This window comes from Cellulosimicrobium sp. Marseille-Q8652 (assembly GCF_965112045.1).
Window position 1 is genome coordinate 1,421,163 of the sequence record NZ_CBCOPS010000002.1, and the last position, 23,639, is coordinate 1,444,801.

The 23,639-nt window shown below is 74.6% G+C and carries 22 protein-coding genes, 1 pseudogene and 1 riboswitch; of the genes and pseudogenes, 7 read left to right on the forward strand and 16 right to left on the reverse strand.

From position 1 onward, the window contains the following. Nucleotides 1–78: 78 nt before the first annotated feature. A pseudogene (locus ACWPWV_RS16305) lies at nucleotides 79–872 on the forward strand (glycerophosphodiester phosphodiesterase family protein). A gap of 6 nt (nucleotides 873–878) precedes the next feature. On the opposite strand, the gene aroB reads toward ACWPWV_RS16305, so the two are convergent. Genes aroB through aroC form a run of 3 tightly spaced genes read right to left on the reverse strand, consistent with a single transcriptional unit; the run spans nucleotide 879 to nucleotide 3,861 of the window. Next, nucleotides 879–2,045, reverse strand: a complete 1,167-nt coding sequence (gene aroB / locus ACWPWV_RS16310) for a 3-dehydroquinate synthase (RefSeq protein WP_454043975.1) — start codon at nucleotides 2,043–2,045, stop codon at nucleotides 879–881. Beyond that, on the reverse strand, nucleotides 2,042–2,644 hold the full coding sequence (locus ACWPWV_RS16315; protein ID WP_454043976.1) for a shikimate kinase: 603 nt from the start codon (nucleotides 2,642–2,644) through the stop codon (nucleotides 2,042–2,044). Before ACWPWV_RS16315 ends, aroB begins: the two co-directional genes overlap by 4 nt. Then, entirely contained in the window at nucleotides 2,644–3,861 is a 1,218-nt protein-coding gene (aroC, locus tag ACWPWV_RS16320) for a chorismate synthase (RefSeq protein WP_454043977.1), read from the reverse strand. Before aroC ends, ACWPWV_RS16315 begins: the two co-directional genes overlap by 1 nt. Nucleotides 3,862–3,985: 124 nt before the next feature. Between aroC and ACWPWV_RS16325 the strand changes: the two genes are divergently transcribed. Continuing rightward, nucleotides 3,986–4,690: a prepilin peptidase gene (locus tag ACWPWV_RS16325; protein WP_454043978.1), complete on the forward strand. Its 705-nt coding sequence runs from the start codon at nucleotides 3,986–3,988 to the stop codon at nucleotides 4,688–4,690. A 45-nt stretch (nucleotides 4,691–4,735) separates the two neighbouring features. Here the strand turns inward: ACWPWV_RS16325 and ACWPWV_RS16330 are convergent, their stop codons facing one another. The 8 genes from ACWPWV_RS16330 to ACWPWV_RS16365 all read right to left on the reverse strand — a co-directional run bounded on the left by ACWPWV_RS16330 (nucleotide 4,736) and on the right by ACWPWV_RS16365 (nucleotide 13,261). After that, nucleotides 4,736–5,611 carry a shikimate dehydrogenase gene (locus ACWPWV_RS16330; RefSeq protein WP_454043979.1) on the reverse strand — a complete coding sequence of 292 codons (876 nt, stop codon included), beginning with the start codon at nucleotides 5,609–5,611 and terminating at the stop codon, nucleotides 4,736–4,738. Further along, complete coding sequence (gene mltG, locus ACWPWV_RS16335; protein WP_454043980.1) at nucleotides 5,608–6,762, reverse strand: endolytic transglycosylase MltG; 1,155 nt, start codon at nucleotides 6,760–6,762, stop codon at nucleotides 5,608–5,610. The genes ACWPWV_RS16330 and mltG overlap by 4 nt, the downstream gene beginning before the upstream one ends. Continuing rightward, nucleotides 6,759–7,286, reverse strand: coding sequence for a Holliday junction resolvase RuvX (gene ruvX / locus ACWPWV_RS16340; protein WP_454044568.1), 528 nt, complete (start codon nucleotides 7,284–7,286; stop codon nucleotides 6,759–6,761). Before ruvX ends, mltG begins: the two co-directional genes overlap by 4 nt. Nucleotides 7,287–7,288: 2 nt before the next feature. Then, nucleotides 7,289–9,976, reverse strand: a complete 2,688-nt coding sequence (gene alaS, locus ACWPWV_RS16345; protein ID WP_454043981.1) for an alanine--tRNA ligase — start codon at nucleotides 9,974–9,976, stop codon at nucleotides 7,289–7,291. A 64-nt stretch (nucleotides 9,977–10,040) separates the two neighbouring features. Continuing rightward, the gene (locus ACWPWV_RS16350; RefSeq protein WP_454043982.1) at nucleotides 10,041–10,382 is read right to left on the reverse strand and encodes a hypothetical protein; all 342 of its coding nucleotides are present in this window, start codon (nucleotides 10,380–10,382) and stop codon (nucleotides 10,041–10,043) included. Next, nucleotides 10,382–10,777: a DUF948 domain-containing protein gene (locus tag ACWPWV_RS16355; protein WP_454043983.1), complete on the reverse strand. Its 396-nt coding sequence runs from the start codon at nucleotides 10,775–10,777 to the stop codon at nucleotides 10,382–10,384. Before ACWPWV_RS16355 ends, ACWPWV_RS16350 begins: the two co-directional genes overlap by 1 nt. Nucleotides 10,778–11,041: 264 nt before the next feature. Beyond that, a complete protein-coding gene (gene rpsD / locus ACWPWV_RS16360; RefSeq protein WP_454043984.1) occupies nucleotides 11,042–11,668 on the reverse strand; it encodes a 30S ribosomal protein S4 in 627 nt (208 codons plus the stop codon). Nucleotides 11,669–11,836: 168 nt separating this feature from the next. Then, nucleotides 11,837–13,261 (reverse strand): replication-associated recombination protein A, encoded by a 1,425-nt coding sequence (locus tag ACWPWV_RS16365; RefSeq protein ID WP_454043985.1) that lies wholly within the window; start codon nucleotides 13,259–13,261, stop codon nucleotides 11,837–11,839. A 108-nt stretch (nucleotides 13,262–13,369) separates the two neighbouring features. On the opposite strand from ACWPWV_RS16365, the gene ACWPWV_RS16370 reads away from it, so the two are divergent. Both ACWPWV_RS16370 and ACWPWV_RS16375 read left to right on the forward strand, forming a co-directional pair. Next, on the forward strand, nucleotides 13,370–15,628 hold the full coding sequence (locus ACWPWV_RS16370; protein ID WP_454043986.1) for an MMPL family transporter: 2,259 nt from the start codon (nucleotides 13,370–13,372) through the stop codon (nucleotides 15,626–15,628). A gap of 53 nt (nucleotides 15,629–15,681) precedes the next feature. Next, nucleotides 15,682–16,512 (forward strand): response regulator, encoded by an 831-nt coding sequence (locus ACWPWV_RS16375; protein ID WP_454043987.1) that lies wholly within the window; start codon nucleotides 15,682–15,684, stop codon nucleotides 16,510–16,512. Here the strand turns inward: ACWPWV_RS16375 and ACWPWV_RS16380 are convergent. The 4 genes from ACWPWV_RS16380 to aspS all read right to left on the reverse strand — a co-directional run bounded on the left by ACWPWV_RS16380 (nucleotide 16,488) and on the right by aspS (nucleotide 20,016). Beyond that, a complete protein-coding gene (locus ACWPWV_RS16380) occupies nucleotides 16,488–16,895 on the reverse strand; it encodes a hypothetical protein (protein ID WP_454043988.1) in 408 nt (135 codons plus the stop codon). The two genes, ACWPWV_RS16375 and ACWPWV_RS16380, sit on opposite strands and share 25 nt — an antisense overlap. Further along, nucleotides 16,892–17,167 (reverse strand): hypothetical protein, encoded by a 276-nt coding sequence (locus tag ACWPWV_RS16385; RefSeq protein WP_454043989.1) that lies wholly within the window; start codon nucleotides 17,165–17,167, stop codon nucleotides 16,892–16,894. Before ACWPWV_RS16385 ends, ACWPWV_RS16380 begins: the two co-directional genes overlap by 4 nt. Before the next feature lie 222 nt (nucleotides 17,168–17,389). Continuing rightward, nucleotides 17,390–18,094, reverse strand: a complete 705-nt coding sequence (locus ACWPWV_RS16390) for a GNAT family N-acetyltransferase (RefSeq protein ID WP_454043990.1) — start codon at nucleotides 18,092–18,094, stop codon at nucleotides 17,390–17,392. 110 nt (nucleotides 18,095–18,204) lie between these two features. Further along, nucleotides 18,205–20,016, reverse strand: a complete 1,812-nt coding sequence (gene aspS, locus ACWPWV_RS16395; protein WP_454043991.1) for an aspartate--tRNA ligase — start codon at nucleotides 20,014–20,016, stop codon at nucleotides 18,205–18,207. Between the two features lie 109 nt (nucleotides 20,017–20,125). Here aspS and ACWPWV_RS16400 point away from each other — a divergent pair, with 109 nt between their 5' ends. Then, nucleotides 20,126–20,593 (forward strand): PPOX class F420-dependent oxidoreductase, encoded by a 468-nt coding sequence (locus ACWPWV_RS16400; RefSeq protein ID WP_454043992.1) that lies wholly within the window; start codon nucleotides 20,126–20,128, stop codon nucleotides 20,591–20,593. A 33-nt stretch (nucleotides 20,594–20,626) separates the two neighbouring features. Next, entirely contained in the window at nucleotides 20,627–20,932 is a 306-nt protein-coding gene (locus ACWPWV_RS16405; protein WP_454043993.1) for a hypothetical protein, read from the forward strand. Nucleotides 20,933–20,939: 7 nt separating this feature from the next. On the opposite strand, the gene ACWPWV_RS16410 is transcribed toward ACWPWV_RS16405, so the two are convergent. Then, nucleotides 20,940–22,610 carry an Rv2578c family radical SAM protein gene (locus ACWPWV_RS16410; protein ID WP_454043994.1) on the reverse strand — a complete coding sequence of 557 codons (1,671 nt, stop codon included), beginning with the start codon at nucleotides 22,608–22,610 and terminating at the stop codon, nucleotides 20,940–20,942. A 132-nt stretch (nucleotides 22,611–22,742) separates the two neighbouring features. Continuing rightward, a riboswitch (TPP riboswitch) is annotated at nucleotides 22,743–22,862 on the forward strand. 110 nt (nucleotides 22,863–22,972) lie between these two features. Here ACWPWV_RS16410 and ACWPWV_RS16415 point away from each other — a divergent pair. Next, complete coding sequence (locus ACWPWV_RS16415) at nucleotides 22,973–23,617, forward strand: ECF transporter S component (protein ID WP_454043995.1); 645 nt, start codon at nucleotides 22,973–22,975, stop codon at nucleotides 23,615–23,617. Nucleotides 23,618–23,639 lie beyond the last annotated feature (22 nt).

Sequence of the window (23,639 nt, forward strand, 5' to 3'; positions counted from 1 at the left end):
AGCGCCGGGCGCGCCCGGGTCGTCGCGCCGTCCACCGGCCCGACGGGCGGGGGACGCGCCGTCGGGCACGCTGGCACGGTGACGACCGACGCCCTCCGGAGCACCCCGTACCTGCACGCAGGCTTCGTCGCGCTCGCGCACCGGGGCTTCGCGCCGACCGGTCTGGAGAACTCGCTCGCCGCGTTCGAGGCAGCCCGCGACCTCGGCTACCGCTACGTCGAGACGGACGCGCACGCGACGAGCGACGGTGTGGCGGTGGCGTTGCACGACGCGTCCCTCGACCGGACGACGGACGGGCACGGCCTCGTCGCCCGCCAGCCGTGGCGCACCGTGTGCGACGTGCGCGCATCGGCGGGCGCGAGCCGGTCCCGGCCCTGGAGGACCTGCTCGGCGCGTGGCCGGACCTGCGCGTCAACGTGGACGTCAAGTCGTCGGCCGCCGTCGCGCCCGTCGCCGAGGTCATCGAGCGCACGCGCGCGCACGACCGGGTCTGCGTGGCGTCGTTCTCCGCGGCACGGCGCCGCGCCACGGTCGCACGCCTGTCCCGGCCCGTCGCCACGTCCGCCGCGCAGCCCGAGGTCGCCTCGGTGGTGCTCGCCGCCCGGACCGGGGCGCCGCTGCGGCGTCGCCGCGTCGGGGTGGACTGCCTGCAGGTGCCCGAGCGCGTGGGCCGCGTGCGGGTGGTCGACCGCCGGTTCGTGCGCACCGCCCACGCCGCGGGCCTCGCGGTGCACGTGTGGACGGTCAACGCGGTCGCGGACATGGAGCGCCTGATCGACCTCGGCGTGGACGGGATCGTCACCGACCGCGCCGACCTGCTCCGCGACGTCCTCGCGCGCCGCGGGCGGTGGCGTCCGTCGCCCGCGGCGTGAGCCCCGTCAGAGAGCGACGGGACCGCGACCGACGGGCGCGTCGGCGCTGATCTCGGCGTACGCCGCGGCGAGCAGCGTCGGGTCGGGGCCCTCGAGCCGCGTGGGGCGTGCGACGTCGTCGAGCACGACGAACCGCAGGAGGTCGCCCCGCGACTTCTTGTCGCGGCGCATCGCCGAGAGCAGCTGCTCCCACCGGTCGCCGCGGTACGTGAGGGGTAGGCCGAGCGTGCCGAGGATCGTCCGGTGACGCTCGACGACGTCGTCGTCCAGCTTGCCCGCGAGGCGTGCCAGCTCGGCGGCGAACACCATCCCGACGGACACCGCCGCACCGTGGCGCCACTGGTACCGCTCGGTGAGCTCGACCGCGTGGCCCAGCGTGTGCCCGTAGTTGAGGATCTCGCGCAGGCCCGACTCCTTGAGGTCCTCCCCCACGACCCTCGCCTTGACCGCGACGGACCGCTCGACGAGCTCGGCGACGACCGCCCACGTCTCGGGCGTCGTCTCCCGCACGCCCCACTCGCGCAGCGCCTCGGCGTGCTCCTCGACGAGCTCGAGGATGCGCTCGTCGGCGATGAAGCCCGTCTTGACGACCTCGGCGAGGCCCGCGACGAAGTCCCAGCGGCCGAGCGACTCGAGAGACGCGAGGTCGCACAGCACGCCCGCCGGCGGGTGGAAGGACCCGACGAGGTTCTTGCCCTCGGCCGTGTTGATGCCCGTCTTGCCGCCCACCGCCGCGTCGACCATCGCGAGGAGCGTGGTGGGGACGTGCACCACGCGGATGCCGCGCAGCCACGTCGCGGCGACGAAGCCGCCGAGGTCCGTGGTCGCGCCGCCGCCGACCGTGACGATCGCGTCGGAGCGCGTGAAGTCGGCCTGGCCCAGCACGCCCCACAGGAACGCCGCCACCTGGGCGGTCTTCGCCTCCTCGGCGTCCGGCACCTCGGCGACGAACGCCTCGTAGCCCGACGCCCTGAGGTCCTCGTGGACGACCTCCGCGGTCGCCGCGAGGGCCGCGGGGTGCACGACGAGGACGCGGCGCACGCCGTCGCCGAGCAGCGCGGGGAGCTCGCCGAGCAGGTGGTGCCCGATGACGACGTCGTAGGGCTGGTCGCCGGGCACGCGCACCCGGGCGGGGGCCGGTGCGGGGGTGCCGGCCGGGGTGCTGTCGGTCACGCGGGGTCCTCCGTGGTCGTGCGTCCTGCGGCGGGCGCGAGGTGGTCGGGGCCGGTCGGGTGCTCCCCGAGGTGCGCCCGGACCTCGTCGGCGACCTGGGCGGGCGTGCGCGCGTCGGTGAGGACGCGCACGGTGGCCAGGCGCTCGTAGACGGGGCGGCGGGCCTCCATGAGAGCGGCCCAGCGGGCCCGCGGGTTTCCGAGGAGCAGGGGCCGGGCCTGGTTGAAGCCGACGCGCGGGGCGGCGTGCGCGAGGCTCACGTCGAGGAACACCACGACGCCGCCACCGGCGGCATAGGCCTCGAGCGCGGCCTGGGCGTGCTCGTCGAGGACGGCGCCGCCACCCAGGGCGAGCACGCCGTCGTGGGTCGCGAGTGCGGTCGTGACGGCCTCGCGCTCGAGCTCGCGGAACCGCGGCTCGCCGTGCTCGACGAAGATGTCGGCCACGGACATGCCGGCGACCGCCTCGACGTCCGTGTCGGTGTCGCGCTGTGCGAGACCCAGCTGGTCCGCGAGATGACGTGCGACGGTGGACTTGCCGCTGCCGGGCGGTCCGAGGAGGACGACGACCGGGCGGGTCCCGGGGGCGACGGGGGTCATCAGCGCTGGAGCTCCGGGATCGCGGCGAGGTAGGACCCGGCGTTGCGCCGGACCTCGGCGACCGAGTCGCCGCCGAACTTCTCGAGCGCCTGCTCGGCGAGCACGAGCGCGACCATGGCCTCGGCGACGACGGCCGCGGGCGGGACGGCGCACACGTCGGAGCGCTGGTGCTGCGCGGTCGCGGTCTCCCCCGTGGCCACGTCGACGGTCGCGAGCGCGCGCGGCACCGTCGAGATCGGCTTCATCGCGGCGCGCACGCGCACCACCTCGCCGTTGCTCATGCCGCCCTCGACGCCGCCGGCGCGGTTGCTCAGACGCCGGATGCGCCCGTCGTCGCCGCGCTCGATCTCGTCGTGCGCGGCCGAGCCGCGGCGGCGCGCGGTGCGGAACCCGTCGCCCACCTCGACGCCCTTGATGGCCTGGATGCCCATGAGCGCCGCGGCGAGACGCGCGTCGAGCCGGCGGTCGCTCTGCGCGTACGTCCCGATCCCGGACGGGACCCCGTAGGCGAGCACCTCGACGACGCCCCCGAGCGTGTCCCCGGCCTTCTGGCAGTCGTCGATCTCCGCGACCATCGCGGCGGACGTCGCCGCGTCGAAGCAGCGCACCGGGTCGGCGTCGAGCGCGGCGACGTCGTCCGGGCCGGGGACCGGCGCGTCGTCGGGGACCTCGACCGGACCGATGGCCACGACGTGCGACACGAGGCGGACGCCGAGCGCCTGCTCGAGGAACCTCGCGGCCGCGGCCCCGAGCGCCACCCGCGTCGCGGTCTCCCGCGCCGACGCGCGCTCCAGCACGGGGCGCGCGTCCTCGAACCCGTACTTGCGCATGCCGACGAGGTCGGCGTGCCCCGGGCGGGGCCGCGTGAGCGGGCGGTTGCGCGCGATCTCGCGCACGTCGCCCGTGCCGGCGTCGACGAGCAGGGCCTCCGGCGGCACCGGGTCGGACGACATGACGTCCACCCACTTCGGCCACTCCGAGTTGGCGATCTCCAGCGCGAGCGGCCCGCCCTGCGTCCTGCCGTGCCTCAGCCCGCCGAGGATCCGCAGCTCGTCCTGCTCGAACTTCTGGCGCGACCCGCGCCCGTAGCCGAGGCGGCGGCGCGCGAGCGCGGCCTGCACGTCAGCCGTCGTGAGCTCGACGCCCGCGGGGAGCCCGTCCAGGATCCCGACCAGCGCCTGACCGTGCGACTCACCCGATGTCAACCAACGCAGCATGATCGCCATCCTCCCACGCGCGCCTGGGGGGTCCGGCGGGCGCCCGCAGTGCGGACCGACCGCGCCGGACGGACCTGTGGACGACGGGCCCGAACGGCCCCGCGCAGGCGCTACGGTGCCGCGCATGACGCAGCAGGGGGCAGCGCCGGTCCCGGCCCCGCGGGGCCGTGGCCGTGAACCAGGGCGGCACGAGGCGCCCGCAGACGGCACCGGAGCGGGGACGACACCCGCGGCGGGGACGCCCTGGTCCCGGCGCGCCCGCACGGAGCTCGCCCTCGCGGGCCGTGGCGCGCGTCTCGCGGCGCTGGGCGCCGCGGCGCTCACGACGTGGTGGTCGGGCCTCGCCGGGCAGACTCCCGCCCTCGCCCTCGTGGCCGCGGCGGGCACGCTGCTGGCCGTCGTCGACGCGCGGACACACCGCCTGCCCGACGCCATCCTGCTGCCGGCGTGGGCCGTGGGCGCGCTCCTCCTCGGCGTGGCGGCGCTCCTGACGGGCGACGGCCCGGCGCTCGTGCGCGCGCTGTGCGGTGGCCTGCTCGGCTTCGCCACCTACGCCGCGCTGCGGCTCGCGCACCCGCCCGGGCTCGGGTTCGGCGACGTCAAGCTCGCCGGACTGCTCGGGACCGCGCTCGCCGGGCTCGGCTGGCCCGAGGTCGTCGTCGGCCTCGTCGCGCCCTTCGTCCTCGGGGGCGTCTGGGCGGTGGCGCTGGTCGTGCTGCACCGCGCGACGCGGTCGACCGCCGTGCCGTTCGGACCCTTCATGGTGCTCGGCGCCGCCCTGGCCGCCGTTCTCGGCGACGGCGTCGTCCGGGCGTACGGCCTGGGCTGAGCTCCGTGGCCGGTACCGTCGCCCGGGCGGGTCGGGAGCGGTCGGTCAGGCCCCGACGAGGGCCGACTCGAGGGCCGCGTCCATCGCCGCGATCGGCGCTACGCGCCCCGTCATGAGGCGCACCTGCTCGGCGGCCTGGTGCAGGAGCATGCGCTCGCCCCCCACGACGGTCCCGCCCGCCGCGGACCAGGCTGCGGAGAGCGCCGTCGGCCGGGGGTCGTAGACCACGTCGAGGAGGACCCCGCCGGGCGTGGTCCCGGACGTCGCGAGCGCGTCCGCGACCGGGTCCGCGGCGCGGGCGGGCAACGTCGCGACGACGACGTCGGCAGCGGCGAAGCGACCGAGCACCGACGCGCCCGACGGGTCGAGGACCTCGAAGCGAGGCTCGACCCCCATGCGGTGCGCGGCACGCTGAAGACCGCCGGTGCGGCCGAGCGAGCGGACGAGCACGGTCGGTGAGATGCAGCCCAGCTCGGCGAGGGCCGCGAGGGTGGACGCGGCCGTCGCACCCGCGCCGAGCACGACGGCAGAGGTCACAGAGCGCTCTCCGAGCCCCTCGCGGAGCGCCGCGACGAGGCCGTGCACGTCGGTGTTCGTCCCGACGAACGTCGGACGCCGGCCACCTGTCGGCTGCACCACGAGCGTGTTCACCGCACCGACCACGTTCGCCAGCGGGTCGACGTGGTCGAGCAGCGGGATCACGGCGTGCTTGAGCGGCATCGTCAGGCTGAGCCCGGCCCACGACGCGTCGAGCGACGCGACGAGCGCAGGAAGCTGCTCCTCGGTCGTGTCGATCGCCTCGTAGCGCCAGCCGTCGAGGCCGAGCGCGTCGTACGCGGCGCGGTGCAGGACGGGCGAGAGCGAGTGCGCGACCGGGTGACCGAGGACGGCCGCCCGCCGTGGCGCGGACGACGTGCTCACCCGGCGTTCGCCGCTTCCCACTGCTTGTACTCCTGCTTGAACTGCTCGAACTCGGCGTAGTTGTCCGTGAACTTCGTCTCGCCGGTGTCCAGGTTGACGGTGACGTACCAGAGCCACGGACCTTCGGGCGCGTTGAGCACGGCCTCGACCGTCGCCCGACCGGGGTTGCCGATGGGCGTCGGGGGCAGGCCCTTGTGAACCCGGGACGCGTAGGGCAGGTTCGGGTCGCGGAACTCGTCACGCGTGATCTCCGAGGCGGGCTTGTCGAGGCCGTAGGAGTCGATGGCGTCCATCCCGAGCGGCATGCCGTCGTCCAGGCGGTTGTACACCACACGCGCGACCTGCCCGAACTGCTCCGGACTCTGCCCCTCGCGCTCGACGATCGAGGCGATGGTGAGGACTCTCTGCCGGTCCTCCGGCGCCACACCGAACGCGTCGAGCTCGGCCACCGTCTGGCTCACCATGCGCTGGATGATGCCGGTCGCCGAGACCTCGTCCGGTTCGAGCACGTAGGTCGTGGGGTACAGCCAACCCTCGTAGTTGCCGTTCGCCTCGGCGGGCAGCCCGGTCGCCGCGGTGTCCGCCATCGCGGCCTCGAGCTCCTCGACGGGGACGCCCGTCACGGACGACGAGCGCTCGAGCACCTGGTCGACCGTCCACCCCTCCGGGATGGTGATCTTGGTCTCGACCCGGCTGTCGTTCGCCACGAGACGTGCGACGGCGTCCCTGGCCGACATGCCCTCGAGCAGCGTGTGCGTCCCGGGCTGGATCGTCCCCGCGCTCCCGTTCGCCTCGAACGCGTCGACGAAGGCCGCGGTGCTCGCGACCACGCCCGCGTCCACGAGCGCCGCCCCCATGTCGCGTCCCGTCGAGCCGGGCTCGATGGTGACGTCCACGGGCTCGGTCCCCGGACCCTCGAAGTCCTTCGCCTCGAGCGGGTTGTCGAACCCGAACAGGCTCGTGACGTTCTGCGAGATGACGTACCCGGCCCCGCCCACGACGAGCAGCGAGACGAGCACCACGATCGCGGCGCGACGACGACGGCGCGCCTTGCGCTTCTTCGCCGCGCGGCGCGCGCGCTCCGCCGAGCGCGACGAGCGCGACGGCTGCTGGTCCCCCTGGACGGCGGGACGTTCGAACAGGTCGGTCACTGTCGGTGGTCTCCTGTCGGGTCTACAGGCTCTCCGGCGCGCGCCCCCGCGCCCCGCTCGGCGTCGAGAGCGGTCTGCAGGATGATAACGGCCGCCGCCTGGTCGACGACCGCGCGGTGCTTGCGGCCCGAGCGCCCGGCGGCGTGCAGCGCCTGGTGGGCGCTGACCGTCGTCATCCGCTCGTCGACGAGGTGGACCGGGACGGGTGCGACGGCACGAGCCACCGACTCAGCGTACGCCCGGGCGTCCTGCGCGGCGCTGCCCTCGGCGCCGGAGAGGTGTCGCGGCAGGCCGACGTACACGACGGCCGCGCCCCGCTCCTCGACCTCCTGCGCGACCCGGGCGACGTCCCGCGGGACGCCCTGACCTGCGGCGGCGTCGCGGGCCAGCGTCTCCACCGGGGTCGCGACGAGGCCGTCGGGATCGCTCGCGGCCAGGCCGACACGCACGCTGCCCACGTCGACGCCCAGGCGCGCCCCCCGAGTGAGGGCGCGCCCGGCGTCGGGCGCAGGACCGGCGGGCACCGTCACGCGGCCGCGGAGACGCCGTCGCGCACGCCCTGGAGCGCGGCGGGCAGCGCCGAGACGTCGGTGCCGCCGCCCTGGGCCATGTCGTCCTTGCCGCCTCCGCCGCCACCGAGGGTCTGGGCCGCGGCCTTCGCGAGCGAGCCGGCACGCAGCCCGACGGCGCGCGCCGACGCGTTCGTCACGACGACCACCTGCGGGCGGCCCTTCGCGACGCCCCCGACGGCGACGACGCCCGGCTCCGACTCCCCGAGCCGACCCCGCACGTCGAGCGCCAGCGCGCGCAGGTCGTCCGCCGAGGAGACTTCGCCGGCGTCGTGCACGACGACGCGCACGCCGCCCGCGCGCTCCGCGCCGGCCGCGAGCGAGCCGGCGACCGCGAGCAGCTGCGCCTGACGCAGCTGGGCGAGCTCCTTCTCCGCGTCGCGCAGGCGCGAGACGAGCGAGCCCACCCGGTCGGGCAGCTCGTCGCTGCGCACGTTGAGCAGGCCCGTGAGCTGTCCGACGAGCGCGTGCTCCTTGGCCTGGAAGCCGTACGCGCCGTCGCCCACGAGCGCGTCGACGCGGCGCACGCCGGAACCGATCGACGACTCCCCGAGCAGCGTGACGAGGCCGAGCTGGCCCGTGCGCTGCACGTGCGTGCCCGCGCACAGCTCGCGCGACCAGTCCCCGCCGATCGACACGACGCGCACGGTGTCGCCGTACTTCTCGCCGAACAGCGCCATGGCGCCCATCGCGCGCGCCTCGGCGATCGGCATGAGCTGGTCCGTGACGTCGAGGTTCTCGGCGAGCTGGGTGTTGACCCGCTCCTCGATCTCCGACAGCGCGCCGCCCGGCACGGCGGACGAACGGCGGAAGTCGAAGCGGATGCGGCTCGGCGCGTTCTCCGCCCCCGCCTGCGTCGCGTCCTTGCCGAGCGACTCCTGCAGCGCCTTGTGGATCATGTGGGTCGCCGAGTGGGCGCGGCTGATCGCCTTGCGGCGCGCCGTGTCGATCGTCGCGGTGCCCGGGTCGCCCAGCGCCGCGGTGCCCTCGACGAGCCGACCCCGGTGCACGGACAGGCCCTTGACCGGGCGCTGCACGTCGTCGACCTCGATGGTCGCGCCGCCGTCCAGCACGATCGTGCCGTGGTCGGCGAGCTGGCCGCCGGCCTCGGCGTAGAACGGTGTGCGGTCGAGCACGACCTCGACGTCCGCCGGCGCGGTCGCCGCGGGAGCGGGCACGCCGTCGACGAGCAGCCCGGCGACCCTCACCGCCGCGGTCGAGTCCGTGTACCCGAGGAACTCCACGGGCGCCGCGAGCTCCGACGCGAGCGACTCGTAGGCCGCGGTGTCCACGCCGCCCGAGCGCTTGGCGAGCGCGTCCGCGCGGGCACGCGTGCGCTGCTCGGCCATGAGGGAGCGGAACGCCTTCTCGTCGACCTGGACGCCCTGCTCGGCCGCCATCTCGAGCGTGAGGTCGATGGGGAACCCGTACGTGTCGTGCAGCGCGAACGCCTGGTCGCCGCCGAGCACGGGCACCCCGCCCGGGCCGGCCGTCGCCTTGGCCCTCGAGACCGCCGTGTCGAGGATCGTCGTCCCGGAGGTCAGGGTGCGCCGGAACGCGTCCTCCTCGGCGTACGCGATCGAGGAGATGCGCTCGAAGTCGGTCGCGACCTCCGGGTAGGAGGCGGCCATGGCGTCCCGGCTCACGGGGAACAGCGCGGGCAGCGCCTGGTCCTCGACGCCCAGCAGGCGCATCGCGCGCACCGAGCGGCGCAGCAGGCGACGCAGCACGTAGCCACGGCCCTCGTTCGAGGGACGCACGCCGTCGCTGATGATCATGAGCGCGGAGCGCACGTGGTCGGCGACGACGCGCATGCGCACGTCGTCGTCGCGGTCGGCGCCGTACCGCTTACCGGACAGCTCCTGCGCGGCCGTGATGACGGGGAAGACCTCGTCGATCTCGTAGAGGTTGTCCTTGCCCTGGAGCAGGTACGCGACGCGCTCGAGGCCCATGCCCGTGTCGATGTTCTTGCGCGCGAGCTCCGAGACGATGCGGAACTCCTCCTTGGAGCGCACGTCGTCGATCGCGTACTGCATGAACACGAGGTTCCAGATCTCGAGGTAGCGGTCCTCGTCGACGACGGGCCCGCCCTCCTTGCCGTACGCGGGGCCCCGGTCGACGTAGATCTCCGAGCACGGCCCGGCCGGTCCCGGCTGGCCCGTGGACCAGTAGTTGTCCTTCTTGCCGCGCGCCTGGATGCGCTCGTCGGGGAGCCCCGCGATGCGCTTCCACAGCTGCCGCGCCTCGTCGTCGTCGTGGTAGACGGTCACCCAGATCGTCTCGGGGTCGAACCCGTACCCGCCCTCGGCCTGCGGCCTCGTGATGAGGTCCCAGGCGTAGGTGATCGCGCCCTCCTTGAAGTAGTCCCCGAAGGAGAAGTTCCCGTTCATCTGGAAGAACGTGCCGTGGCGCGTCGTCTTGCCGACCTCGTCGATGTCGAGGGTCCGCACGCACTTCTGCACGCTCGTCGCGCGGTCCCACGGCGGCGTCTGCTCGCCCGTCATGTACGGGATGAACGGCACCATGCCGGCGATGGTGAAGAGGGTCGACGGGTCGGGCGAGACGAGGGACGCCGAGGGGACCACCGTGTGATCGCGGTCGGCGAAGTAGTCGAGCCAGCGCTTGCGGATCTCGGCGGTGCGCATGATGTCCTTCGGTCGTCGTGAGGTCGGGCCCGTCAGGGCCGCAGGGTTCGGGCTGGCGGTCGCGTCAGAAGGAGTAGCCGAGGAGGTCCTCGTCGTCGTCGGCGCGGGCGTCCGGCATCGCGTGCCGGCCGGTGGCGGCCCGGCGCGCGCGGACGGCGGCCGGGTCCTCCTGGCCCTCGGCGAGGAGTGCCGCCAGGAGCTCGCGCTCGCGCGCGTCGCGCGCCGTCGTGAACTCGGTGCGGAAGTCGCGGACGACGTGCACGGCCCGCTCCCCCAGGCCGTTCACCCGGTCGGTCGCCTGGTCGACGAGCGACGCCGGGGCGTAGCGCGCGAGGACCTGGCGGCCCTTCACCACCACGACGACGGTGATCACGACCCCGACGCCCACCCAGAAGACGCGGCGCATCAGCGCGAGCCCTTCGTGCCGGACGAGGTGTCGCCCGCGGACGAGCGGCCGAACGAGCGCGCGAACGCCTGCCGCACGCCGTACGTGAACGCCGCGACCTTGACGAGCGGGGCACCGAACGTCGCCGCGTACAGGCCCGTGAGGGCGGACACGTTCTCGCTCACCTGCGCGGCCGACGTCGTGATCGTGTCGACCTTGACGAGCTGGCTGTTGGTCGTGGCCACGGTCGTCGCCGCCTCGTCGAGGATCGGCACGGAGTGGTCCGTGACCTCCTTGATGCTCGCGCGCGCCTCGTCGAGGACCCGGCCGAGCTTGAGCAGGGGCACCGCGAGCAGACCCACGAGCAGCACGAAAGCGACCGCCGCGATGAGGCCGGCCACATCTCCCAGGGACATTCTTCCTCCTGTGCCTGATCACGTCGTCTGATCACGGTCGGGGTGCGCGCCCGCCGGGTGACGGTGCTGGTCACCCGCGGGTCACGTGCTGGTCACGCCCGTACGCACGGGCTCCGCGAAACACTACCCGCCCCCGGCCCTGCCGGGCCGCCGGGGCCGCCCGGCGGGGCGGGGACGCCGGTCCGACCTTCCGGCCGGGTGCACCCGGACGCACGAACGCCTCGCTCGCCGACGAAGCGGTGAGCGAGGCGTCCGGAGCGGGACTCAGCGAGCGTAGTACTCGACGACGAGCTGGACCTCGCAGGTCACGGGGACCTCGGCACGCTTCGGGCGGCGCACGAGGACCGCGCTGAGCTTCTCGAGCTGGACGTCGAGGTACGCCGGCACGGCGGGCAGCACGTCGCGGTGCGCACCCGCGGCCGCGACCTGGAACGGCGTGGTCGCCTGGCTCTTCGGCTTGACCTGGAGGGTCTGGCCGGGCTTCACGCGGTACGAGGGGCGGTCCACGATCTTGCCGTCCACGAGGATGTGGCGGTGCGTCACGTGCTGACGAGCCTGGAGGATCGTGCGGGCGAAGCCGGCACGCAGGACGAGCGCGTCGAGACGGGTCTCGAGGTTCTCGACGAGCGCTTCACCGGTCAGGCCCTTGTCCTTGCGGGCGTCCTCGTACGCGCGGGCGAGCTGCTTCTCGCGCAGCATGTACTGCGCGCGCAGACGCTGCTTCTCGCGCAGACGGACCGCGTAGTCCGACTCGGTGCGGCGGCGCGCACGGCCGTGCTCGCCCGGGGGGTACGGGCGCTTCTCGAAGTGCTTGACGGCCTTCGGGGTGAGGGCGATGCCCAGGGCGCGGCTCAGGCGGACCTGGCGGCGCGAGCGCTTGACAGACGTCACAGCGGTGTCTCATTCCTGTCGTGTGGGTGATGACGTCACACCCGACGTCCTCGACGAGCGTCGAGACCCGGGTGCGGGACCAGCCGATGGACCACGAGCCTCTCCGGAGGAGAGGGGACGGGTCGGGGCCGAGGTCCCAGGTGGTCGCCGGAAGGCAACCTGAGCAGTCTACCGCACCCGCGAGCCGAGGATCTCCCGCACGCGGGCGAGACGCTCCGCGACCTGGCGCTCGTAGCCGCGGTCGCTCGGCGTGTAGTAGCGCGCGCCGTCGAGCGAGTCCGGCAGGTACTGCTGCGGGGCGACGGCGTGCGGGGCGTCGTGCGCGTACCGGTACCCGTCGCCGTGACCGAGCTGCTTCGCGCCGGGGTAGTGCGCGTCGCGCAGGTGCGGCGGGACGGACCCGGCGCGACCGGCGCGCACGTCCGCCAGCGCGGCGTCGATGCCGAGGTACGCCGCGTTCGACTTCGGGGCCGTCGCGAGGTGCACGACGGCCTCGGCGAGGACGATGCGCCCCTCCGGCATGCCGATGAGCTGCACGGCCTGCGCGGCGGCGACGGCGGTCTGGAGCGCCGACGGGTCGGCCAGGCCGACGTCCTCGGCGGCCGCGATGACGATGCGGCGCGCGATGAAGCGCGGGTCCTCCCCCGCCGCGATCATGCGGGCGAGGTAGTGCAGCGACGCGTCGACGTCGGAGCCCCGCATCGACTTGATGAACGCCGACACCACGTCGTAGTGCTGGTCGCCGTCCCGGTCGTACCGGACGGCCGCGACGTCGACGGCGCGCTCGACGGCGTCGAGGTCGACGGTGGCGACGTCGGCACGTGACGACGTCGCGGCGTCCGCCGGGTCGGAGAGCGCGGCACCCGCGGCGGCCTCGAGGACCGTGAGGGCCTTGCGGGCGTCGCCGCCGGCGAGGCGGACGAGGTGGTCCTCCGCCTCGTCCGTGAGCTCGACCAGGCCGTCGAGGCCGCGCTCGTCCGCGACGGCGCGCCGCACCAGCCCCCGCACGTCGGCGTCGTCGAGGGGCTGGAGCGTGAGCAGCAGCGAGCGGGAGAGCAGCGGCGAGTTCACGGAGAAGCTGGGGTTCTCCGTGGTCGCGGCGACGAGCGTGACCCAGCGGTTCTCCACGCTCGGCAGCAGCGCGTCCTGCTGGGACTTGGAGAAGCGGTGCACCTCGTCGATGAAGAGGACGGTCTCCTCGCCCCCGGTCGCGAGACGGCGGCGCGCGTCCTCGACGACGGCGCGCACGTCCTTGACGCCGGCGGTCACGGCGGACAGCTCGACGAACCGGCGGCCGGACGCCGTCGCGATGAGGTACGCGAGCGTCGTCTTGCCGGTCCCGGGAGGGCCCCAGAGGATCACGGACCCGGGAGCGGCGCGCGACGCGCCGGGCGCGCCCGCCTCGATGAGCCGACGCAGCGGCGATCCCGGCACGAGGAGGTGCGACTGCCCGGCGACCTCGTCGAGGGTCGCGGGACGCATGCGGACGGCGAGCGGAGCGCCGGGGCCGGGGCGCGGCGTCCCCTGGGTGCCGGACGTCGCGGCACCGAACAGGTCGCCGCCGAAGAGGTCGGCGGAGGGCGCGGTGGGCATGGGCACGAGCCTACGCACCGCCACCGACGGCGACGGTCGCTCGGGGAGGTCGGGTGAAGGTCGTCCACAGCGCACGGTGCGATCTGACAGCCCGCGACGCCGGGTGGGATGCTGACGCTCGTGTTCTCCAGCCTCGGTCGCCGCATCGCCCGCCATCCCCGTCTCACGGTCCTCGTGTGGGTCGTGCTCACGGCCCTGGGGTTCGCGCTCGCCCTGTTCGGGGTCCAGGGCGAGGGCCTCTTCGACCGTGTGACCACGGGTGCGCCCGCGGTGGCCGGGGCGCCGAGCGAGCGGGCGGACCGGATCCTCGCCGAGAACGACGACAGCGGGGACGAGATCACGCTCCTGGTCCGCGGCGTCGACCCGGCCGACCCCGGGGTCGCCGACACCATGACGGACGTGAACGCGGGCCTCGTCGCGACCGAGGGCGTCGAGACGGTCATCAACCCCTACGTCCTGCCCGGTGGCGTCGAGGACGAGGCGGCCCAGCCGCTCGTCGCGGAGAGCGGGGACGGCTTCCTCACGGTGGTCACCCTGCGCACGGACCTGGAGCCGGAGCGGTCGGACGTCGTGGCGGCCCAGGTCGTGGAGGACCTCGAGGCGGTCCCGGCGGAGCTCGCCGACGCGGCTCCCGACGCCGCGGGGGACGCGACGGGGCTCGTCGGGTCCAACGACCTCATCGTCGACGCGATCACGACGCAGGTGCAGGAGGACCTGACGACGGGCGAGAAGGTGGCCCTCCCGGTCGCGCTGCTCATCATGGTCCTCGTCTTCGGCGGGTTCCTCGCCGCCGCGATGCCCATGGCCGGTGCCGTCGCCTCGATCGGCAGCGGGCTCGGCGCGCTCTTCGGCCTCACGTACCTGCTCGACGTCGACGCGTCGGTCGTCAACGTCGTCACCGTCCTGGGTCTCGGGCTGTCCATCGACTACGGGCTCCTCGTCGTCTCACGGTTCCGCGAGGAGCTGCACCGGCTGATCGACGGCGGCGACGACCCGTCGCTGCGCCGCCGACGCGGCGACGGCGTGGTGCACGAGGCCCTCGTCCGGACGATGGCGACGGCGGGGCGCACCGTCGCGTTCTCCGCGCTCACGGTCGCGATCTCGATCGCCGGCCTCATGGTCTTCCGACCCGACATCCTGCGGTCGGTGGGCGCTGGCGGGCTGGCGGTGGTGCTGATCGCCGTCGCCACCGCGCTCACGCTCGTGCCCGCGCTGCTGGCCTTCACGGGCCGGCGGCTCGCCAGGCCGGGACTCCTCGGCAGGATCCCGGGCCTCCGGCGGGTCCTCGAGCGCACCGCCGACGTGCAGTCCGACGAGGGCGTCTTCTCGCGGCTCGCCGGTCGCGTCCAGCGGCACCCCCTGTGGGTGCTGGTCGGGACCGTCGTCGTGCTCGTCGTCCTGGCGCTCCCCCTGCTCGGTGTCCACGTCCGCAACTCGGGGATCGAGCTGCTGCCGCCCAGCTCGCCGCAGCGCGAGTTCGTCGACGAGCTCGCCGCGGAGTACCCGTCGAGCGCGGGCCCGCAGGTCGTCGCCGTCGTCGCCGGCGGGGTCGACGAGGCGCAGGCCTGGGCGGACGAGGTCGAGGGCGTCGACGGCGTCGCGCGCGTCGACCCGGCGGCGCCGCTGGACGGGTACGCGGTCGTGGGGATCCACGTCGAGGGCGGCGACGCCGGCAGCCCGGAGGCCGTCTCGGTCGTGCGCGACGTGCGCGCCCTCGACGCGGGCGCGGACGTCTGGGTCACGGGCCAGGCGGCCGGGCAGGTCGACTTCCTCGACGCTCTCGGAGAGCGCGTGTGGTGGGCGGTGGGGATCGTCGTCGGCGCGACCCTGGTCCTGCTGTTCCTCATGACGGGCTCCGTCGTGATCCCGGTCAAGGCGCTGCTCACGAACGTGCTCTCGCTCGCGGCGTCGCTCGGCGTGCTCGTCTGGGTGTTCCAGGACGGCCACCTCGAGGGGCTGCTGGGCTTCACGTCGGTCGGCGGCATCGAGACGTACGTCGTCGCGCTGGTCGTCGCCTTCGCGTTCGGCCTCGCGATGGACTACGAGGTCTTCCTCCTCGCGCGCGTCAAGGAGCTGCACGACGCGGGCCACCCGAACGACGAGGCCGTGCGGCTCGGGCTCCAGCGGTCCGGGCGGATCATCACGTCGGCGGCCGCGATCATCGTCGTCGTGTTCACCGGCTTCGTGTTCGGCGAGCTCCTCGTCATCAAGGAGGTGGGCTTCGCCCTCGCGGTCGCGGTCCTCATCGACGCGACGATCGTCCGGCTGCTGCTCGTCCCGGCCACCATGACGCTCCTCGGCCGGTTCAACTGGTGGGCACCGGGCCCGCTCCGCCGCGTCCACCGCCGGCTGTCGATCTCGCACTGACCACGCCGCACCGACGGGCTGCGACGCGCGGGGACCCCGGCTAGCGTGGCGCCATGCCGGCAGCACAGCACCCCCGAGACGCGCCGACCGGTGGGGACGAGACCCGTTCGGCCGTGATCGTCGAGGACGACGCGGACATCCGCGACCTCCTCGACACGGTCCTCCGGCAGGCGGGGTTCGTGACGCGCACGGCGGCGACGGGCCGCGAGGGCGTCGCGCTCGTGCAGGAGATCGACCCGCTCGTGACGACCCTCGACGTCAGCCTTCCGGACATCGACGGGTTCGAGGCCTGCCGTCGCATCCGCGCGGTGTCGGACACGTACGTCGTCATGCTCACCGCCCGCACCGACGAGATCGACGCCCTCATGGGCCTCGATGCCGGTGCCGACGACTACCAGACCAAGCCGTTCCGCCCCCGCGAGCTGCGCGCGCGCATCGAGGCGCTCCTGCGCCGTCCACGGCGTGCCGCGCCCGCTCCCGGGCCGGTCACCGGTGCCGCCGATCCCACGGCCGCCGGACCGGACGGGGGCGACGTCGGACCGGGAGCCTCCGCCCCCGCCCGGCTCGTCGCCGACGGCCTCGTGGTGGACGTGGACGCCCGCACGACCCACGTCGACGGCACCGAGGTCCACCTGACCCGCAGCGAGTTCGACCTGCTCGCGGCGCTCGCCGGGGCGCCGGGCCGGGTCCTCGCGAAGGACGCGCTGGTCCGGGTCCTCTGGGGGGACGAGTACGACGTCGGGACGCCCGTCGCGGACGCCGACCGCCGCGGCGTCGAGGTGCACCTCGCGAACCTGCGGCGAAAGCTCGGGGACGACGCGGCCAGCCCTCGCTGGATCCGCACCGTCCGTGGGGTCGGCTACCGGTTCGACCTCGTCGGCTGACGGCCGCCGTCACGCCACGCGAGGAGCACCGCCGCCACGTCGGCCAGGGTCTGCGCGGCCGCAGCCGAGAGCGACGGCTGCTCGCGGGCGAGCGCCACGGTCCCGTCGGCGTGCAGGGCGTCGAGCGCACGGGCCGCGACCGCGTCGAGCAGGTCCGCGCCGAGCATCGCCGACGTGCAGCCCACGGAGAGCAGCGCCGCCCGTGCCTCCGTCGTGTCCCCGACGACCGCCGCGCGTCCCACCCGCTCGACGCGGGCCTCGAGCCGTTCCGCGTACGACAGCGCGAACCGTTCGACGGCGTCGTGGTCGCCGTCGAGCTCGTCCGCGAGCGCCGCCCAGGCGCGCTGCATCCGGGCGCGTCGTCCGTGGAGGGAGCCCGTCACGCGCGCAGGCAGAGCGACGCGTCGGTCGTGGTGCTCACGACGACGTGGGCGACGTCGGGCAGGCGCGCCTGGCGCAGGACGGCCTCGAGGACCGAGCGGAGGGTCGCGGCCCCGTCGTTCGCGGGGACGGCCGCCCCGATGGTGGCGGGCCGCGACACCTCGTGGACGGCGGTCTCGTCGGGGGTGAGCCCGTAGCCGTCGAGCTCGGCCTTGAAGGGGAGGACGTCGTCCGTCACCGTGGCCGTGGTCGGCGCGGTCAGCACTGCGGTCATGCGGCACCTCGGTAGTCGTTGCTGGTTCACCTCCCGAGATCCTGACGATCCCACCTCGGCGTCGCCCCGCCCGGGGCGCAGCGCGGACTCAGGATCGGCTCAAGATCGACCGGCGCTGGGACGACGCCGTGATGCCGATGGCGCCGCCGTCCGGCGCGCGAGACGCCGAGGACCAGCACGAACGCCGCCCGGCGGACCAGCGGCGGACCGGCGGGTCAGCGATCAGCGGCGGGACTCGAACGCCTGCGTGACGCGGTAGCCCACGTGCTCGTACACCCGCCGGGCCGCACCGTTGTCCGCGTACATCCCGAGCACGATCATCGGCTCCTGCCGGAGGCCTGACCTGGTGGCAGCCGCCGTCACCGCGCGCGCGACGCCCCGGCCGCGCGCCGCGGGGTCCGTGGCGATCCCTCCGAGCACCCACGGGGCTCCCCGTCGCGCACACCGCGCTCCCGCGACCCCGCGGACGTCCCCTGCGTCGTCCTGCCAGCCCCACCACCGCGTGCCCGGGTCGCGCGGGTCGAGCTCCGCCGCGGGGTTCGCCCGGTCGAGCAGCGCGCGCGCCACGGCCCGCCCACGGGGCCCGTCGAGCGCGACGACGCGGCTCTCGCCCGGCTGGGCCGGCGGCTGGGTCGTGGCGGTGAACCAGTCCCATCGTGAGACGGGGTCCGTCCGGAGGTGCGCCGGCAGCCCGCTGTCGGAGGCCTCCGCGAGGGCGGACGCCACGACGCTCGTGCCGCGCGGCAGCGACGAGCGCACCACGCCCGCCGTGAGAGCCGGCTCGTCGAGCAGGAGGTGCGCGACGCCGTCGGGCGTCCCGAGCCCCCACAGCCCGACTCCGCCGTCCTCGAGGGCGCGCCGCACGACGAGCGCGTCGTCCCGCGCGCCGACGTCCAGGACCTCCCAGGCGTGCCCCTCGGCACGCACGACGGGATGATCGGCCCACCCCTCCAGCACCCGCGCAGCGCGCGAGACGCGCGAGGGCGCGCCGACCCGGTCGTCCCGGGCCGGCGCGCCCTGGCGCGACGTGCTGGTCGTCACTCCGCGGCGGCCGCCGGGAGGTTCCCGGGCTCCCCCTTCGCAGCGGGCTTGGCGTCGACGCCCGCCTCCTTGCGCTGCTCGGGCGTGATGGGCGCGGGCGCCTGGGTGAGCGGGTCGTAGCCCCCGCCGGACTTGGGGAACGCGATGACGTCGCGGATCGAGTCCGACTGCGTGAGCAGCGCGACGATGCGGTCCCAGCCGAACGCGATGCCGCCGTGCGGCGGGGCGCCGAACTTGAACGCGTCGAGCAGGAAGCCGAACTTCTCCTGCGCCTCCTCGGGCCCGATGCCCATGACGTCGAACACGCGCTCCTGCACGTCGCGGCGGTGGATACGGATCGAGCCGCCGCCGATCTCGTTGCCGTTGCAGACGATGTCGTAGGCGTACGCGAGCGCGTCGCCCGGGGAGGACTCGAACGTGTCGACCCAGTCCGGCGTCGGGGACGTGAACGCGTGGTGCACCGCCGTCCAGGCGGAGCTCCCGAGCACCACGTCACCCTCGTCGGCGGCCTCACCGGTCGGCTTGAACAGCGGCGCGTCGACGACCCACACGAACGCCCAGGCGTCCTCGTCGATCTGGCCGGTGCGCTTGGCGATCTCCTGGCGCGCGGCGCCGAGCAGCGCGCGCGACTCGGAGGTCTTCCCGGCGGCGAAGAACACCGCGTCTCCGGGCTGCGCACCCGTCGCGGCCTGCAGCCCCTCGCGCTCGGCGTCGGACAGGTTCTTCGCGACGGGGCCCGCGAGCGTCCCGTCCTCCTGGAAGGTCACGTAGGCCAGGCCGCGGGCGCCGCGCTGCTTGGCCCACTCCTGCCACGCGTCGAACTGGCGGCGCGGCTGCGAGGCCCCGCCGGCCATGACCACGGCGCCCACGTACTCCGCCTGGAAGACGCGGAACGGGGTGTCCTTGAAGTAGTCCGTGAGCTCGACGAGCGGGTTGCCGAAGCGCAGGTCCGGCTTGTCGCTGCCGTACAGGCGCATCGCGTCGTGGAACGTCATGCGCGGGATCGGCGTGGGGATCGTGTAGCCCACGAGCTCCCACAGCGCGACGAGGATCTTCTCCGCGAGCGCGATGACGTCGTCCTGCTCGACGAAGCTCATCTCGACGTCCAGCTGCGTGAACTCGGGCTGGCGGTCGGCGCGGAAGTCCTCGTCGCGGTAGCAGCGCGCGATCTGGTAGTACCGTTCCATGCCCGCGACCATGAGCAGCTGCTTGAACAGCTGCGGCGACTGCGGCAGCGCGTACCAGGAGCCGGGCGACAGGCGCGCGGGCACGAGGAAGTCGCGCGCGCCCTCGGGCGTGGAACGCGTGAGCGTCGGCGTCTCGATCTCGACGAAGTCCTCGGCGTCGAGCACGCGGCGCGCCGCCTGGTTGACCTTGGAGCGAAGGCGCAGCGCATGAGCCGGCGCGGGACGACGCAGGTCGAGGTAGCGGTGCTTGAGGCGCGCCTCCTCGCCGATCGTCTCGGTGTCCGCGAGCGCCGTCGACACCTGGAACGGCAGCGCCTCGGACGTGTTGAGCACGACGACGTCGTGCGCGAGGACCTCGATCTGGCCCGTCGGCAGGTTCGGGTTCTCGTTCCCGTCGGGGCGCCGGGACACCTCGCCCGTCACCTGGAGCACGAACTCGTTGCGCAGCGGGTGGGCCACGGACTCGTCCCGGATGACGACCTGGGCGATGCCCGACGCGTCGCGCAGGTCGATGAAGGCCACTCCCCCGTGATCGCGCCGACGGTCGACCCAGCCCGTGAGGGTGACGGTCTGACCGGTGTGCTCGGCCCGCAGTGAGCCGGCCGTGTGGGTGCGGAGCACGGAGTTCGTCCTTCCATGTCGTACGAGAGGTCGCGTGAGGAGTGGGGGCGCGACGAGCGCCCGTGCGAGTCTAGTCGCTGACGCACCCCGCCCCACCAGGAGGATCCCCATGCCGCGCACGATCGCCACCGCCCGACGGGTCGAGCTCGACGAGCTCGTGGAGCTGCTCCGCTCGCGCCACGACGGCGTGCTCGTCACGACCCGCTCCGACGGTTCGCCGCAGATGAGCCCGGTGACGTACGGGGTCGACGGCGAGGGGCGCGTCGTGGTGTCGACGTACCCGGAGCGGGCGAAGGCCGCGAACCTGCGCCGCCGGCCGCAGGCGTCGCTCCTGTCGCTCGGTCCGGGCTTCTCCGACCCGTGGGTGCAGGTGGACGGGACCGCCGAGGTGATCGAGCTGCCCGACGCGGTCGAGCCGCTCGTCGACTACTACCGCGCGATCTCGGGCGAGCACCCGGACTGGGACGAGTACCGCGCCGCGATGGTCGCGCAGGGCAAGTGCCTCGTGCGCGTAACGATCACCTGCTGGGGACCGGTCGCGACGGGCGGGTTCCCCCCGCGGCTCGCGGACGGGTGACGCGTCCCGTCTGCCGGGCGTAGCGTGCCGACCGTGCCGATCACGCTGTGCGTCCTGCTGTGGCCGACCGACGACGCCGACTCCCTCGCGCGGTACGAGGACGAGGTCCTGGCGCTCGTCCCCGCGCACGGCGGGCGCGTGGTGCAGCGCGTGCGCGCGCTGCCCGGCCAGGACCCGTCCGCGCCGTGCGAGGTGCAGGTCGTCGAGATGCCCGACGACGCGGCGCTGACCGCGTACATGACCGACCCGGCGCGCGTGGCGCTGGCCGACGTGCGCGACCGCGTCGTGGCACGGACGGAGGTCGTGCGCGTCGCCCCGGTGCCGAGCGGCACCGCCTGAGCAGGCCTCAGAACAGCACCTGCTCCACGCCGCCGCCCGCGAGGTCCAGCGCTCCGCCGTCGACCGGCATGCCGGCGAGCGCCCCGCCGGCCACCGACGGGGTGACCGGGCGGGCGAGGCTGCCGGCGGGGTACGCGCCGTCGACGGGCGGTTCGGTGACACCGGTCCCGCCGAGCTCCCCGCGCCGGAAGCGGCCGTCGACGCCCGACGGGCCCCGGTGGCCCGAGACGGCGAATCCCCGCGTCTCGAGCATCGGGCGCACACGGTCCCACAGCCAGGAGCGGTAGGCCTTGGAGGCGTACGTGCCGCGGTCGTAGACCCGTTCGTACCCGGGCACGAGGCGGGGGTGCTCGCGCGCGAGCCACGTCATGAACCACTCGCGAGTCCCGGGCTTGAGGTGCAGCGGGAGCACGGTGACGCCGGTGGCGCCCGCGTCCTTGACCGCGTCGAGGAGGTCGGTGAGCGACCGCGTGGAGTCCGTGAGCCACGGCAGCACGGGGGCGATCATGACACCGCACGGGAGCCCGGCCTCGCGGATCGTGCGGATCAGGTCGAGGCGTGCGCGAGGGCTGGGCGTGCCTGGCTCGACGGACGCCTGCAGCTCCGGGTCGAGCAGCGCGAGCGACACGCCGATCCCGACCTCGACGCGGGAGGCCGCGTCGGCGAGGAGCGGCAGGTCGCGGCGCAGGAGCGTCCCCTTGGTGAGGATCGACAGCGGCGCGCCGGAGTCCGCGAGCGCCGTGATGATCCCGGGCATGAGCCGGTAGCGTCCCTCGGCGCGCTGGTACGGGTCGGTGTTCGTGCCGAGGGCGACCGGCTCGTGCGTCCAGGACCTCTTCGTGAGCTCGGCGCGCAGCACGTCGTCGACGTTGACCTTGACGACGACCTCGCGGTCGAAGTCCTCGCCGGCGTCGAGGTCGAGGTACTGGTGCGTCGGCCGCGCGAAGCAGTTGTGGCTCACGACCCCGGCCGCGACGAAGTCGCGCGTCCCCGTGGTGATGTCGACGAGCTCGACGAGGTCGTCCGCGCCGCCGAGCGCCTCGAGCGACTCGACGCGCAGGGCGTCGTCGCCGGTGACGTCCTGCCCGAGGAGGGGCGAGGCGCCGGAGCCCTCCTCCGTCGCCGTGGCGGCGAGGTCCCGCAACCCGCTCCGTCCCGGGCCGACGAGGACGTCCCCGAGCGCCAGGTGGGCGCGGTGGCCCGCGCCTGCCACGACGTGGCGCCAGCCCCGCTCGGTGAGGAACCGGTGGTCGCCGCTCGCGACGAGCCGCGTGCCGTCGGCGAGCGTCACCCGGTAGGCGCGCTTGCGCGTGGTCCAGCGGTCGAGGACGCGCGTGCGGACGTACCGGCGGTAGGCGCCGTGCGCCTGGGTGCCGACGATCTCGTCGCCGACCCGGAGCTCGCCGACCGGCCGCTGGGTCCCGTCGGCGAGGAGCACGGGGGTGTGCGGGCTCAGGCAGTACGAGCAGGCGTGGCTGCAGCCGCGGTACGGGTTGACCGTCCAGCGGAACGGCATGCGCGACATCGCGGGCACCTTCGACAGCGCGCTCTTCGCCGTCACCTCGTGGAACGTGATCCCCGCGAACTCGGGCGTGCGCACGCTGCGCACGAGGCCCACGCGCTCCAGCCCCGGGAGCGCGCCGTCGTCCGCGCCGATCGCCTGTCCGTCCCACCGCACCCGCATATTCGAACAGGTGTTCGATCGAGTGTCAAGACACGCCTGCGCCGCCGGGCGGGGCTCCCCCCACACCGTCCCGCGGGGTGAGACGCCGGGATTGTCCTCCCGCGGCGCAGGCCCTAGGGTCGGGCCCGAACGCCCCCGGGGAGCGCACGAGCGCTGAGAGTGCAGGCCGGACACCCGTCCCCCCTGCAGACCCGTGGAACCTGATCTGGTTCGTACCAGCGAAGGGAGCAGGGCCGACGTCACCGTCCCCTGCGCGCTCGCACCCGCGCGCCCCGTGCGCCGGGCCGGGTGCGCGGGCGAGCGGTGGTGCGCCGTCGTGCACCCCTCGGTGCGGGGGCCCGACGGAGGGAGCCCGCATGACCGAGTCCCGCACCACGCAGCCGACCACGAGCAGTCCCCGCCCGGGTGCGAACGGCCCGCGCCCCGCACGGCGCGGCCTCACCCTGCACGAGACGGTCCTCGTCGCCGTCCTCGGCGTCGTCTTCGGGTTCGTCTACTGGGCCGTCGTGCAGCTGTGGGCGCCGCTGCAGCTCGCCATGGGACCGTTCGCGGACCTCGCGTCGAACGTGCTGGCCGGGGCGTGGATCGTCGTCGGTCCGCTCGCGACGTACGTCGTGCGCAAGCCGGGCGTCGGCATCCTCGCCGAGACGCTCGCCGCCCTCGTCGAGGTGGTCTTCCTCGCCTCGCCCGCGGGCCCGCTCCTGCTCGTCGTGGGGCTCGTCCAGGGCGCCGGGGCCGAGCTCGCGTTCGCGCTCACGCGCTACCGCCGCTTCGGCTGGGGCGTGTTCGTCGCTTCCGGCGTGAGCGCGGCGCTCGTCAGCTACGCCTTCAACGCCGTGCGGTTCGGCTGGCTCGGGCAGGACTACGCGATGCTCCGCCTCGGGATCCAGGTCGTCTCGTGCGTCGTGCTGTGCGGCGTCGCGGCACGGCTCCTCGGGGACGCGCTCGCCCGCACGGGGGCCCTCGACGCGTTCGCGATCGGGGCGGAGCCCCGTGGCTGAGCCCGTGGGCCTCGGGGCCACC

Bases quoted from the DNA above. Each gene is read 5' to 3' on its own strand.
- ACWPWV_RS16325 (WP_454043978.1), top strand. From the start codon at position 3,986: ATGACGCAGCAGGGGGCAGCGCCGGTCCCGGCCCCGCGGGGCCGTGGC.
- ACWPWV_RS16315 (WP_454043976.1), bottom strand. From the start codon at position 2,644: ATGACCCCCGTCGCCCCCGGGACCCGCCCGGTCGTCGTCCTCCTCGGA.
- aroC (WP_454043977.1), bottom strand. From the start codon at position 3,861: ATGCTGCGTTGGTTGACATCGGGTGAGTCGCACGGTCAGGCGCTGGTC.
- ACWPWV_RS16350 (WP_454043982.1), bottom strand. From the start codon at position 10,382: ATGCGCCGCGTCTTCTGGGTGGGCGTCGGGGTCGTGATCACCGTCGTC.
- ACWPWV_RS16375 (WP_454043987.1), top strand. From the start codon at position 15,682: ATGCCGGCAGCACAGCACCCCCGAGACGCGCCGACCGGTGGGGACGAG.
- ACWPWV_RS16355 (WP_454043983.1), bottom strand. From the start codon at position 10,777: ATGTCCCTGGGAGATGTGGCCGGCCTCATCGCGGCGGTCGCTTTCGTG.
- ACWPWV_RS16415 (WP_454043995.1), top strand. From the start codon at position 22,973: ATGACCGAGTCCCGCACCACGCAGCCGACCACGAGCAGTCCCCGCCCG.
- ACWPWV_RS16365 (WP_454043985.1), bottom strand. From the start codon at position 13,261: ATGCCCACCGCGCCCTCCGCCGACCTCTTCGGCGGCGACCTGTTCGGT.
- ACWPWV_RS16370 (WP_454043986.1), top strand. From the start codon at position 13,370: ATGCTGACGCTCGTGTTCTCCAGCCTCGGTCGCCGCATCGCCCGCCAT.
- alaS (WP_454043981.1), bottom strand. From the start codon at position 9,976: ATGCGCACCGCCGAGATCCGCAAGCGCTGGCTCGACTACTTCGCCGAC.
- ACWPWV_RS16385 (WP_454043989.1), bottom strand. From the start codon at position 17,167: ATGACCGCAGTGCTGACCGCGCCGACCACGGCCACGGTGACGGACGAC.
- ACWPWV_RS16400 (WP_454043992.1), top strand. From the start codon at position 20,126: ATGCCGCGCACGATCGCCACCGCCCGACGGGTCGAGCTCGACGAGCTC.